The organism is Nonomuraea zeae (genome assembly GCF_005889725.1).
Taxonomy (GTDB): Bacteria; Actinomycetota; Actinomycetes; order Streptosporangiales; family Streptosporangiaceae; genus Nonomuraea; species Nonomuraea zeae.
In genome coordinates this window covers 1-12,453 of sequence record NZ_VCKX01000335.1, presented here as the reverse complement: position 1 = coordinate 12,453, position 12,453 = coordinate 1, and the positions used below count along the sequence as shown (strand labels likewise).

Sequence of the window (12,453 nt, the reverse complement as noted above, 5' to 3'; positions counted from 1 at the left end):
GGGACAGCCTGGAGCAGGGGACGGGCCGGGGGCTCGGGTTCGCCCGGTACAAGGGCAACGGCGCGTACTGCGCGGCCGTGGCCGAGGTGGCGGCGGAGCACGAGGTACGGGTGCGCCGCCTGACGCTCGCCGTGGACGTCGGCCAGGTCGTCAACCCCGACGGCGTGCGCAACCAGATCGAGGGCGGCGCCACCCAGGCGACGAGCTGGACGCTGAAGGAGCGGGTGCGGTTCGACCGGCGGCGGATCACCAGCGGCGACTGGGAGAGCTACCCGATCCTGCGCTTCGGCGAGGCGCCGGAGGTGGCGGTGGAGCTCGTCGAGCACCCGGGCACGCCCTCGGTGGGCGCGGGCGAGGCGGCGCAGGGCCCGGTCGCCGCGGCGATCGCGAACGCGGTGGCCGACGCGCTCGGGGTGCGGATCCGCGACCTGCCCCTCACCCGGGAGTCGATCCTCGCCGCCATCGAGCACGCCTGATCGTTCGTATGGCCGTCCGCCTCGGCAATGTGATCCACCTCCATCAGGCTGGTCGCCAAGTCGCCTACGGCGCGACGTCAGCCACCAGTTACCAGCGAGCAGTTCAAGGCGGTTACCCGGCAGACGGCGCCAACCCTGGATCGACGTTTACACGGGAACGACGGTGACCATGCTTTCCAGTCCGACGAAATCGTCAGTGTTGCGGGTGAAGAGCGGCAACCCGCGGTTGGAGGCGACTGCGGCGATCATGAGGTCCATTCGGCGAGGCCGCGGGTCGCGTTTCGCCGCGAGTGTCAGTGCGACAAGGCTGCCGTAACGAGCCGCCGCGTCGGCGTCGAAGGGCAGCGGCTCGAAATCGGTCACCGCAGCACCCAGCTTCTCCACGCGCGCAGCTCGGGTGGCCTGATCTTTGGCCATGGCCACACCCTGATGGAGTTCGGCGAGTGTGATGGCGGTGAGCTCGGGGTAGACGGGGAGATCAGCGGGAGAGATCTCCGTGAGATCAATGTAAACGCACGTGTCGATAACCCCGGTGCTGTGCCGCTCAGCCATCGTGCCTCTCCCACGGGTCGTCGCCGATACGATCTTCGGAGCCGAAGAACTCATCGGCCTCTCGGCGCATCTCCGCGTAGTCCACGACGGGGAGTCGGCGATGCCTGGCGACGAGTTCTTCAGCGCTGAGGCGCCGTCGGCGCGGAAGCGGTCGCAGCTCCGCGATCTCAACTCCGTTGCGGGTGATGTGAAAGACCTCTCCCGCCTCAACCTGATCCATGACGGCGGCGGAGTTGTTTCGAAACTCCCGTTGACTGATGACCTTCATACTACGGCTATGGTAGCTCGATGTAGCCTCATGTGCTACACCATCGCCACGAGCCACTTGTGCGAGGACCTCCTCGGGGTCTCGCCCTCACCACGATGGTGGGCAGTGCACAGGCCGGATCAGTAGGGGTTGGCCACCATCAGCTCCTGAGCGGGGAACAAGGTCAGGACGCGGCACCCGTCCGGCGTGACCACGACCTCCTCCTCGATCCTGGCCGCCGAGAACCCGTCGCTCGCCGGGCAGTACGTCTCCAGCGCGAACACCATCCCCGCCCGCAGCTCGATCGGCTCCCGCATGCTGTTGAGCCGCGAGATGATCGGCCGCTCGTGCAACCCGAGCCCCAGCCCGTGCCCGAACTGCAGCCCGAAGGCCGCCATCTCGTCCTCGAACCCGAACGCCGTAGCCTCAGGCCACACCGCGGCCACCTGGTCGGTCCCCACCCCCGGCTTGATCATGGCGATCGACGCGTCCATCCACTCCCTCGCCCTGGCGTACGCCTCCCGCTGCGCCGCCGTCGAGCTGCCCACGCTGAACGTGCGGTAGTAGCACGTCCGATAGCCGTTGTAGGAGTGGATGATGTCGAAGAACGCCTGGTCCCCCGGCCGGATCAGCCGGTCGGAGAAGTTGTGCGGATGCGGGTTGCACCGCTCGCCGCTGACCGCGTTGATCGCCTCGACCTGGTCGGAGCCCATCTCGTAGAGGCGCTTGCCGGCCAGCGCGACGATCTCGTTCTCCCTGATGCCCGGCTTGAGCACCTCCACGATGTCCTGGTAGACGCCGTCCACCATGGCCGCGGCCTGCGTGAGCAGCATGATCTCGTCGGCCGACTTGATCTGCCGCGCGTCCAGCATGAGCTGCTGCGCGTCCACCACCCGCAGCCCCTGCCGCTGCATCTCGAACAGGAAGGGCGGCTCGACGATGTCCACGCCCACGGGCGCGCCGGCCAGCCCGGCGTCCGCCAGGATGCCCTTGATCCGGCTGACCGCGTCGGCCATCAGCCCCGCCGTGGGCGCGATGGCGCCGCGTAAGCCCAGCATGCCCGCATGGCAGTCGGCCGGGTCCAGCCAGGGGCTGTGCAGCCGGTGGTGGCGGGCCGCGGAGCCGAAGTCCCAGAGCTTGGGCGCGGCGTCGCGGGCGAGCAGGGCGTACCTGGTCATCTTGTCGCCGAGGGCGCCGCCGATCCAGGTCTGGGTGACGTACCGGATGTTGTAGAAGTCAAAGAGCAGGAACGCGCCGCACTCGCTGCCGTCCAGGGCGGCGCGGGCCCGGCGCAGCCGGTGGTCGCGCAGCCGGTCGAAGTCGACGCGCTGCTCGTAGTCGACGCCCATGTGCCCGGGCGCGGGCAGCGGCCCGATCACGAGCCCAGCCCGTCGTCCACGGCCACGTCCTCGGGCTTGAGCTCCAGCCCGGAGGCGGCGGCCTGGAGGTCGAGCAGGATGGCGAAGTCCTCGTCCGACCGGCCGGCGCCCAGGCTGGCCTGGATGAGCTGCGCGGCGAGCGCGGTGACCGGCATGGGCACGTCGAGGGCGCGGGCGGCGGCCAGGCCGAGATCGAAGTCCTTGCGCAGCAGCACCGGCGTGAACGTCGGCGTGTAGTCGAGGTGCACGAACGCGGGCGACTTGTAGCGGGTGAACGCCGAGCCCATCACGCTGTCGTTGAGGAACTCCAGGAAGGCGTGCCGGGGCACGCCGCCCTTCTCCGCCAGCACGGTGATCTCGGCGAGCGTCTGGGTGACCACGCCGAGCATCAGGTTGTGCGCGATCTTCACCAGGCGGGCGGTCTCGCCCTCGCCGGCGTACGTGGCGGACTTGCCCAGGTGGGTGAGGAGCCCGGCCACCCGGTCGTACGTCTCGCGCGGGCCCGAGCAGACCAGGCTGAGCCCGCCGGCCCTGGCGACCTTGCCGTTGCCGCTGACCGGCGCGGCCAGGTACGCCGTCCCGCGCCCGGCGCACGCCCGGCGGGCGGCGGCCGACGCCTCCATCGAGATGGTGGAGCAGTCGACGACGACGCCGGGCCCGTCCCCGTCGCCGAGCAGCTCGGCCAGGACCTGGTCGAGGTCCGCGGACGTGGCGACCATGGTGAAGACCACGTCGCGGTCCCGCAGCCCGGCGATCGTGCCGGAGATCGCCGCGCCGTGCGCGCGCAGCGGCTCGGCCTTGGCCGCGGTCCGGTTCCACACGGCCAGGTCCACGCCGGCCCTGGCCAGCCGCTCGGCCATGGGCGCTCCCATGCGGCCGGTGCCGATCCAGCCCACCCGCTGTCGTGTCTCAGTCATCGGCCTTCGCCTTTCGCAGTGGTGAGGCAGTGGTGAGCCGCTGGGCCAGCCAGTCGGCCGTGTAGGGACGGTGCCAGGGCGCCAGGTTGGCGCAGCCGTGGTTGCCTTCCTCCAGCACGAGCAGCTCGCTGTCGCCCCCCGCGGCGACGGCCAGGTGCTCGGCCTGCCGCCAGGGGATGAGCCGGTCCTTGCGCCCGAACACGACCAGCAGCGGAGCCGTGATCGCCGCCGCCGAGCCGTGCATCGTCAGGGTGTAGGCGATGTGGCGGGCCTCCTCTTCGGAGCTCGCCCGCGCTCTGACGCGGAACGTCTCCCTGGTCAGCGCGGGCAGGCCGGACCAGCAGTCGCCGAAGTCGTACGGGCCGGCGAGCGCGACGCACGCCTTGACCCGGTCCCTGGCCGCGGCCGCCACCCGGGGCGCGTAATAGCCGCCCAAGCTGACCCCCCACACCCCGATCCGGTCCGCGTCGATCCGCGGCTGCGCCCCCAGCGCGTCGAGCAGCGCCGCGCCGGGCAGGGACCAGTCGCCCCTGATCGGCAGGTCGTACTCGGCCTCCCCCTGCCCGGGCCCGTCCACCGCGAACGTGGCCAATCCGCGTTCGAGGAAGAGCCGCTCGACCACCCGGTGCTCCTCCTTGGCCGAGTCCAGCCCCGACAGCATCAGCACCGCGGGATGCGGCCCCGGGCCCGGCGGCAGCCGCAGCACGCCTACGAGCAGGCCGCCGTCGAAGTCGATCTCGATGCGCCGGCCGGGCGGCGACAGGTGCGGCAGGGCGTCGTCGAGGCAGGCCACCGCCCTCAGGTGCGCTCTGCGCATCTGGTCGAGGTCGGACACGAAGACGAACTTGGCGAAGTGGAAATACAGGGCGGCCTGCGCCAGGTGCTCCCCCGCGGACAGGAACCGGTCCGTGGCCAGCGCCTGCCGGCCCAGCTCCTCGTGCTCGGCGGCCACCGACGACCAGGCGGCGCACCAGCCGTCCCAGGTCTCCAGACCGTCCGTGATGCGCTCGAAGTCGGAGACGGTCACCCCGTTGGCGGTGAACCTGGGTGCCCAGTGCGCGACGGCGGAGGCGACTCGCTCGTCCAAGTTGGACCACCTTTGTCGTGTGAAGCTGCTTTCAGGGGAGAGTCGCCGCCCAGGTAGAGGGAGGCGATCTCGGGGTTGTCGCGGACGGCGGCGGCCGTGCCGGCCAGGCGTACCCTGCCGCCCTCCATGACCACGCCGTGCGTGGCCAGCCCGAGCCCGAGCCGGACGTTCTGCTCGACCAGCAGCACGGTGGTGCCGGCCCGGTTGAGCTCGTGGATGACCGCGGCCACCCCGGCCATGCCGCGCGGATCCAGGCCGAGCGACGGCTCGTCGAGCAGGATCAGGCGCGGGTCGAGCATGAGGCAGCGGGCGATCTCGACCATCCGCCGCTGGCCGCCGCTGAGGTTGCCGGCGTGCTCGCGGGCGCGCTCGGCGACGATGGGGATCCGCTGCCTGACCCGGTCGAGCCGCTCGCGCAGGAGGCGGCGGTCCTTGCGGATCAGGTAGCCGCCCATCAGCACGTTCTCCTGCACGGACATGGCGGGGAACAGCGCGTGCGACTGCGGCACCTGGGCGATGCCCCTGCGCAGGATCTCGTCGGGGGCGCGCCCGCCGATGAGCTCGCCGTCCATGCGGATCTCGCCCTCGGCCGGGGCGAGCAGGCCGCTGATGACGCGCAGCACGGTCGACTTGCCGGCGCCGTTGGGCCCGACCACGCAGGTGATCGTCCGCTCGGCGCACTCGAGGTCCACGCCCTGCAGCACGCTGCCGCCGCCGTAGCCCGCGACCACCGCCTTGAGCTGCAGCATCTATCTCACCGCCGGGACCCAGTCGGCGCCGAGGTAGGCGTCGAGCACCACGGGGTCCTCCCGTACGCGGCCGGGCGGCCCCTCGGCGATCAGCCGGCCGCCGGCGAGCACGGCCACCGGGTCGCACAGGTCGAGGACGAGGGGGATGTTGTGCTCGACGACGAGGAAGGTGACGCCGGCCGCGTTCAGCTCGCGGATCACCTCGGCGATGCGGCCGAGCAGGCTCGGGTTCACCCCGCCGGCCGGCTCGTCGAGCAGGATCAGCTTCGGCTCCAGCATGAGGACCTGGGCCAGCTCGACCAGCTTCTGCTGCCCGTACGACAGCGCGCCGGCCTGCTGACCGGCGAAGCGGCCCAGCCCGACCAGGTCGAGCAGCTCGCGGGCGCGCTCGGCCTCGTGGCCGCGTACGGCGTCGGACAGCATGGTGCGCCAGCGCGCGTCGGCCAGCGGGGCGACCACGTTCTCCCGCACGGTCATGTCCTTGAACAGCCTGGTCACCTGGTACGAGCGCCCGAGCCCGAGATGGCAGCGCCGCCAGGGGCGCAGCCGGTCGATGCGCCGGCCGTCGAACCAGATCTCGCCCGAGTCGGCCGGCAGCCCGCCGGTGACCAGGTTGAACAGGGTGGTCTTGCCGGAGCCGTTCGGGCCGATGAGGGCCGTGATCGTGCCCTGGCGGACGTCGAGCGACAGGTCGTCAACCGCGACCAGGCCGCCGAAGCGCCTGGACACGCCGCGTACCGACAGCAGGACCTCGCCGGGGGCCGCCGCCGGCGGGGGCGTCCGCTCGCGGACCGCCAGGGCGGCGGGCTGCTCGATGTACTCCACCTTCGCCGGATGCCTCCGGCGCCACCACGCCCCGGCGGTCGGCAGCAGGCCCTTGGGCAGGAACAGCACCACGAGCACCAGAGCGCCCCCGAACAGCAGCACCCGCGACTGCACCCCGCCCGCGTAGACCGTGGCCGCCTCGCTGACCAGGTTGACGGCGAACGCGCCGGCGACCGGCCCGTACAGGGTGCCGCGCCCGCCGGCCAGCGCGGCGAGCACGATCGTGACGCTGCCGAGGATCGCGAACGAGCCGACCGGGTTGATGAAGGTCAGGTAGTAGGCGTAGACCCCGCCGGCCACCCCGATGAAGAACGCGCTCGCGGCGTAGGCGACGACCTTGAAGCGGGTGGTGTGCACGCCGATGGAGGCCGCCTTGCCCTCGTCCTCCCTGATCGCGACCAGTCCCGTGCCGAGCTTCGTGCGCCTGATCCACGCGCTGAACAGCACCGTCACCACCAGCAGCCCGAGGAAGGCGTAGTAGAACGGGATGTTCTGGAAGTCGCGGTGCCAGAACGGCAGCTCCAGCGTGATGCCGTCCGAGCCGCGCGTGAGGTCTCTCGAGTTGACCGCGATGATCTGCGCCGCCAGCAGCATCGCGATCGTGATGATCACGAAGGCGTGCCCGCGCGTCCTGAGCACGACGGTCCCGATCAGCACCGCGACGACCGTGGCCGTCACCCCGCCGAGCGGCGCCACCCACAGCGGGTTGACGCCCCAGCGCACGGCCAGGATCCCCACCGTGTACGCCCCCAGCCCCAGGAACATGCTGTGCCCGAGCGAGATGTATCCGGCGTACCCGGAGATGATGTTCCAGCTCGTCGCCTGGACCGCCAGCAGGAACCCCATCAGCAGCACGGCCTGCGGATACGGCTGCCACGGGTTGACCACCGGATAGAGCAGGAGCGCGACCAGGCAGGCCCCGGCGGCGAGGTGCGCCCGCCTCATGCCGCGTCCTCCCGGAGCCGGGCGCCGATCAGGCCCTGCGGCCTGACCAGCAGCACCGCCATGATCACGACGTAGAACACCAGCGTGGACCAGCCCAGCGAGCCGTAGGTGGCGGTGAGCGTCTCGGCCAGCCCGAGTATGACCGCCCCGATGAGCGCGCCGGGCAGGCTGCCGAGCCCGCCGAGCACCACGATCCCGAGCAGCCGCGAGATCCACTCGTAGTGCGAGGCGGGGAAGAACGGGTACAGCACCGACAGGATGGATCCGCCGACGCCGGCCGTGGCGCTGCCGATCGCGAACGCCAGCGCCGCCGTCCCCGCCGCGCCGACCCCGACCAGGGCCGCCCCCGACGGGTTCTGCGTGGCCGCCCTGATCGCCCGGCCGGTCCAGGTCCTGTTGAGCACGTAGTACAGCAGGGCCAGCACGACCATGGCCGCCGCGAACCCGTACACCTGCGCCTTCGGCAGCGAGACCGTGCCGGCCCTGAAGGACTCCTCGAAGTACGAGGGGCTGGCCGACTTGAACTTGTTGCCCGCGGTCAGGTTCAGCACCCCCTCGATGACCAGCGCGATCCCGAACGTCAGGAGCACCGACATCGACGGCGAGGAGCCGCGGATGCGCGAGATCAGCAGCCGGTAGGCCAGCCACCCGAGCCCGAACATCATCGGCGTGGTGATCACCGAGGCCAGAATGGGGTCGATCCCGGTCATGTTCCACAGCCACCAGGTCACCATCGCCACCAGCACGAGGAACGCGCCCTGGGCCACGTTGATGATCCGCATCACGCCGAAGATGAGCGTCAGCCCGGAGGCCATCAGGGCGTAGACCCCGCCGATCAGCAGGCCGAGCGTGACCGCCTGGATCAGGTGCGCCATGGCTCACTTCCAGGCCGGCTTGGGGTTCACCACGGTCTTCGTGGTCGCCAGCTCGGGCGGGCCGACCACCTCGACCTTGCCCGACTGCCACTGGGCGAGCAGGAAGCTGCCCTTCGGCTCGCCGTTCTCCTTCCAGCTCAGCGGGCCGAGCAGAGTTTCCACGGTGTTGGCGTGCAGCCAGTCGCGCATCTTGTCCTGGTCGATGGCGCCGACCGCCGTGACGGCCGCCGCCAGCACCTGCGCGGCGGCGAACGCGTCGGCGGCGTCCTCGGCGGGCGCGGCGGAGTGCGCCTTCCGGTACGCGGCCACGAACTCGGCGTTCAGCGGCGTGGTCGCCTTCTCGTTCCAGCTCACCGTGTAGAAGACGCCCTCGGTGCTGCCCAGGCCCACGCCGTCGCTGTACTGGCTGGAGTTGCTGGGCGCGGAGGTCTGGAAGAGCATCTTCGGGGAGAACCCGAGCTGCTTGAGCGCGCGGACCATGCCGACGCCGTCCTCGAAGACCGCTCCTTGGGCGACCAGGTCAGGCTTCTTGCTGGCCAGGGTGCTGGCGACGCTCTGGAAGTTCGTGGTGTCGGCCGGGTAGACCTCGCTGTAGACGGTCCGCACGCCGAGGGCTTCGAGCTGCTCCTGCATCGACTTGATGACCGGCAGGGCGAACGGGTCGTCCTGGCTGGGATAGGCGGCGGACTCGGGACGCTCGGCGGCGGGCAGCGACTTGATCCAGTTCACGAACACGTCGGCCTGGCGGGGCGCGGTGGCGGGCTGGGCGAAGAAGAGATATTTGAAGCCGCGCTCGAACATGCTCGGCGCGCCGCCGGCCGGCTCCACGAAGACCATGCCGTTCTTCTCGGCCACCGCCGAGGCGGGATGGTTCAGCAGCGAGGAGAACGTGCCGAGCAGCAGGTCCACCTTGTCCTGGGTGATCAGCTTGGTGTAGTCGGCGACCACGGTGTCCTGGTTGCTGGCGTCATCGACGATCTTCAGCTCGACCTGCCGGCCCAGGACGCCCCCCTTGGCGTTCACCATGTCGCGCCAGATCTCGTAGCCGCGCTTGGCCTCGCTGCCCGGCTGGGCGAAGTCGCCGGTCAGCGGCAGCGAGACGCCGATCACGATGGGCCGCTTCGCCTCGCCCGCCTGGGTCTCCGAGGGGCGCTGCCCGCAGGCCGTCAGGGCCAGGGCGACGACGAGGGCTCCCATCACGGCCAGGCGTGACAGGTGTGCGGGTGGTCTGGGGGGTTGGGCGGTCATGAGCCCTCCTTCGATGAGCTTTCGCCGCGCGCCTGATTCGCTCCCGCAAACGATTGCGCTGGCATGGAGCATCCGTTTCAATGCAGGTACTGTCAAGACCTTCGTGACAAGTAGGCCGCCTGCCGCAAACGACTGCATGACCGCTCGGAGGAGGAAGGTGACACAGCCCCTCATGGTGGGCGCTTTCAGCCCGTCCGTGCTGCTGCGTACCGGCCGCCGTCTCGGCCTGGTCGGCCCCGAGGTGGCCGAGGTCGCCGTCCCGTCCTCCCCCGCCCAGTTCAGGGCCCTGCTCTCCGGCGAGCTGGATGCCGCGCTGACCAGCCCCGACAACGTGCTCGCCTACCGTTTCGTGCCGGGCAACCCGCTCGGCAGGACCGGCGACGTGCGGATCGTCTCCGCCGTGGACCGCGGCCTCGGCCTCGCGCTCTACGGCCGCCCGGGGCTGACCTCGGCGGCGGAGCTGGCCGGCGAGCTGATCGGGGTGGACGTGCCCGACTCGGGGTACGCGTTCGCGCTCTACGCGGCGCTGGACGCGCTCGGCCTGCGGCCGGGCGACTACCGCCTGGCCTCGCTCGGCTCCACCCCGCGCCGCCTGGAGGCGCTGCTGACCGGCGGCTGCGCGGCCACCATGCTGAACGCGGGCGCCGACCTGCGCGCGGAGGACGAGGGCGCGATCCGGCTGGCCGGCGCGCCGCGCCCCTACCTCGGGACGGTGGTGTGCGCGCTGGGCGCGAGCCCGGCCGCCCGCGGCCTGGCCGCCGCCCTTTCCGAGACCGCCCGGACGATCCTCGGCGGCGGCGCCGACGACGTCGTGGTGGACGAGGCCGCCAAGGCGCTGCGGCTGCGGCCGGACACCGCGGCCCGTTACCTGCGGCGGCTGGGCGACCCCGGCGCGGGCCTGGTCGCCGACGGCCGGGCCGACGTGCCGTCGCTGTCCACGATCATCGGACTCAGGCGCCGCTACGGCACCGCGCCCGCCGGCGACCTGATCGCCGGCGGCCTCATCGACGACCCCGACGCTGGAGGAGAACCCGGCCGATGACCCCCAACCCCTCGTCGGCCCCGACGCTGCGCGACGTCGCGGAGGCGGCCGGCGTCCACACCGCCACCGCCTCCCGCGCGCTGAACCCCAAGACGCGCCAGCAGATCAGCGCGGAGACCGCCCGGCGCGTCATGCGGGCCGCGCAGGCACTCGGCTACCAGCCGAACTCGGCCGCGCGCAGCCTCAAGACCTCCAGGACGAGCACCGTGGGCCTGGTCATCCCCGACCTGACGAACCCGCTGTTCCCGCCGATCGTGCGCGGCGTGGAGAGCGTGCTGGAGTCCAGCGGTTACAACGTGTGGATCGTCAACACCGACAACGACGAGGAGCGCGAGCGCGCCAAGATCGAGTCGCTGCGTTCGCGCCAGGTCGAGGGCCTCATCGTCGCCACCGCCCGGCTCGACCACCCCCTGCTCCAGCAGCTGCACGAGCAGGGCGTCACCATGGTCCTGATCAACCGGCAGGTCGGGGACCTGCGGATCCCGGCCGTCACCGGTGACGACGCGACGGGCGTGGCGGCGGGTGTGCGCCACCTGGCGGAGCTGGGCCACACCAGGATCGCCCACCTGTCCGGCCCGCTGTCCACCTCCACGGGCCTGGTCAGGTCCCAGGCCTTCCGCCACGCCGTACGCGACCGGGGGCTGGCCGGCGACGCCGCGCTCGTGGTGGAGTGCGCCCGCTGGAGCGAGGACGACGGCGCCGCCGCCATGCGCGAGCTGCTGGAGAGGGACACCGGCTGCACGGCGGTCGTGGCCGGCAACGACCTCATCGCGCTCGGCTGCTACGACGTCTTCGCCGAGCGCGGCCTCTCCTGCCCGGACGATCTCAGCGTCATCGGCTTCAACGACATGCCGTTCCTGGACAAGCTGCGCCCGCCGCTGACCACGGTCGCGGTCCCCCACCACGAGCTGGGCGCCGAGGCGGCGCGCATGCTGCTGGACTGCATCGGCGAGCCGGAGCGGCCCGCCCGCTCGCTCCTGCTGCCGGTGTCCCTGATCGTCCGCGGCTCCACGGCCCCGCCGCGCGCCTGACCGCCCGCAGGCGGGCGCCGGGACGACCCGCGCCGTGCGCGCCCGGTTTGACCATCAGCGTGGCGAAGGGCGGCAGCGATCACTCTCCGTTACTTTTCGAGGTGAACGGGGGGAGTATCGGTGGATGGTTCGGTACCAATGCGGGGTCTCGGCGGACGGGTCTCCCGCAGGCTGCTCATCACCGGCGCGTTCGCCGCTCTCGGCGCCGCGCCGGCGCCGGCGAGCGCCGCGAGCGCGATGGGCATGGGCGGCACGGCGGTGGAGCTCGCGGCCGCACGGGACGGTGCTGCGGGCCGCGCCCGCGAGCGTCTCGCTGGGCCGGCGCACGGTGCGCACCTGGACCTACAACGGGCTGCTCCCCGGCCCGCTCATCGAGGCCACGGCGGGCGGGCGGGTCCGCGCCAGGCTGGTCAACGCGCTGCCCGCGCCGACCACCGTGCACTGGCACGGCATCAGGATCGCCCTGCCCATGGACGGCGCGCCCGGCTACTCGCAGCAGCCGACCCAGCGGGGCGAGCACTTCGACTACGACTTCACCGTGCCCGACGCCGGGACGTACTTCTACCACTCGCACGTCGGCACCCAGCTCGACCGCGGCCTGTACGGGCCGCTGATCGTGCACGACCCGCACGAGCCGCTCGGGTACGACGCGGAGTACACCGTCGTGCTGGACGACTGGCTGGACGGGCTCGGGGGCACCCCGGACGACGCGCTGAACCGGCTGAACGCCTCCATGGACCACGACGACACCCTGCGCAGCCCGCTGCTCGGCGGGGTGACCGCGGAGATGCGCCATCCGTACTACCTGGTCAACGGGCGCGCCCCCGACGCCCCGACGACGTTCACCGGCCGTCCGGGGCGGCGCGTCAGGTTCCGGGTGATCAACGCGGCCGCGGACACCCCCTTCCGCCTCGCGCTCGGCGGGCACCGGCTGACCGTGACGCACACGGACGGGTTCCCGGTCGCTCCCGTCATCGTGGACACGATCCTCATCGGCATGGGCGAGCGCTACGACTTCCTCGTGACGCTCGGCTCGGGGACGTTCCCCCTGGTCGCGCTGGCGGAGGGCAAGGGCGGGCG

Annotated in this window: 13 protein-coding genes; 4 read left to right on the top strand and 9 right to left on the bottom strand. The window is 71.8% G+C overall.

Translation table 11 applies throughout. The annotated features are described in order from the left end of the window. The coding region (locus ETD85_RS53210; RefSeq protein ID WP_138697493.1) for a molybdopterin cofactor-binding domain-containing protein at nt 1–476 on the top strand (476 nt) is incomplete at its 5' end. 147 nt (nt 477–623) lie between these two features. Here ETD85_RS53210 and ETD85_RS53205 read toward each other — a convergent pair. From ETD85_RS53205 to ETD85_RS53165, 9 genes are all read right to left on the bottom strand, one after another. Beyond that, nucleotides 624–1,028, bottom strand: coding sequence for a type II toxin-antitoxin system VapC family toxin (locus tag ETD85_RS53205; protein WP_138697492.1), 405 nt, complete (start codon nt 1,026–1,028; stop codon nt 624–626). Continuing rightward, the gene (locus ETD85_RS53200) at nt 1,021–1,296 is read right to left on the bottom strand and encodes a type II toxin-antitoxin system Phd/YefM family antitoxin (protein ID WP_138697491.1); all 276 of its coding nucleotides are present in this window, start codon (nt 1,294–1,296) and stop codon (nt 1,021–1,023) included. The genes ETD85_RS53205 and ETD85_RS53200 overlap by 8 nt, the downstream gene beginning before the upstream one ends. 119 nt (nt 1,297–1,415) lie before the next feature. Next, nucleotides 1,416–2,654 (bottom strand): M24 family metallopeptidase, encoded by a 1,239-nt coding sequence (locus tag ETD85_RS53195; RefSeq protein WP_206059450.1) that lies wholly within the window; start codon nt 2,652–2,654, stop codon nt 1,416–1,418. After that, entirely contained in the window at nt 2,651–3,571 is a 921-nt protein-coding gene (locus ETD85_RS53190) for an NAD(P)-dependent oxidoreductase (protein WP_138697490.1), read from the bottom strand. The genes ETD85_RS53195 and ETD85_RS53190 overlap by 4 nt, the downstream gene beginning before the upstream one ends. Beyond that, nucleotides 3,564–4,658, bottom strand: a complete 1,095-nt coding sequence (locus ETD85_RS53185) for an alpha/beta hydrolase family protein (protein WP_138697489.1) — start codon at nt 4,656–4,658, stop codon at nt 3,564–3,566. Before ETD85_RS53185 ends, ETD85_RS53190 begins: the two co-directional genes overlap by 8 nt. Beyond that, nucleotides 4,595–5,407 (bottom strand): ABC transporter ATP-binding protein, encoded by an 813-nt coding sequence (locus ETD85_RS53180; protein ID WP_138697488.1) that lies wholly within the window; start codon nt 5,405–5,407, stop codon nt 4,595–4,597. Before ETD85_RS53180 ends, ETD85_RS53185 begins: the two co-directional genes overlap by 64 nt. Further along, nucleotides 5,408–7,177 carry a branched-chain amino acid ABC transporter ATP-binding protein/permease gene (locus ETD85_RS53175; RefSeq protein WP_138697487.1) on the bottom strand — a complete coding sequence of 590 codons (1,770 nt, stop codon included), beginning with the start codon at nt 7,175–7,177 and terminating at the stop codon, nt 5,408–5,410. Next, on the bottom strand, nt 7,174–8,052 hold the full coding sequence (locus ETD85_RS53170; protein WP_138697486.1) for a branched-chain amino acid ABC transporter permease: 879 nt from the start codon (nt 8,050–8,052) through the stop codon (nt 7,174–7,176). Before ETD85_RS53170 ends, ETD85_RS53175 begins: the two co-directional genes overlap by 4 nt. A gap of 3 nt (nt 8,053–8,055) precedes the next feature. After that, on the bottom strand, nt 8,056–9,300 hold the full coding sequence (locus tag ETD85_RS53165) for an amino acid ABC transporter substrate-binding protein (protein WP_206059449.1): 1,245 nt from the start codon (nt 9,298–9,300) through the stop codon (nt 8,056–8,058). A 157-nt stretch (nt 9,301–9,457) separates the two neighbouring features. On the opposite strand from ETD85_RS53165, the gene ETD85_RS53160 reads away from it, so the two are divergent. The 3 genes from ETD85_RS53160 to ETD85_RS53150 form a co-directional block, all read left to right on the top strand. Continuing rightward, complete coding sequence (locus ETD85_RS53160) at nt 9,458–10,342, top strand: substrate-binding domain-containing protein (RefSeq protein WP_138697485.1); 885 nt, start codon at nt 9,458–9,460, stop codon at nt 10,340–10,342. Beyond that, nucleotides 10,339–11,373 carry a LacI family DNA-binding transcriptional regulator gene (locus tag ETD85_RS53155; RefSeq protein WP_138697484.1) on the top strand — a complete coding sequence of 345 codons (1,035 nt, stop codon included), beginning with the start codon at nt 10,339–10,341 and terminating at the stop codon, nt 11,371–11,373. The genes ETD85_RS53160 and ETD85_RS53155 overlap by 4 nt, the downstream gene beginning before the upstream one ends. A gap of 283 nt (nt 11,374–11,656) precedes the next feature. Beyond that, nucleotides 11,657–12,453: multicopper oxidase family protein (locus tag ETD85_RS53150; protein WP_206059448.1), on the top strand; the 797-nt coding region annotated here is incomplete at its 3' end.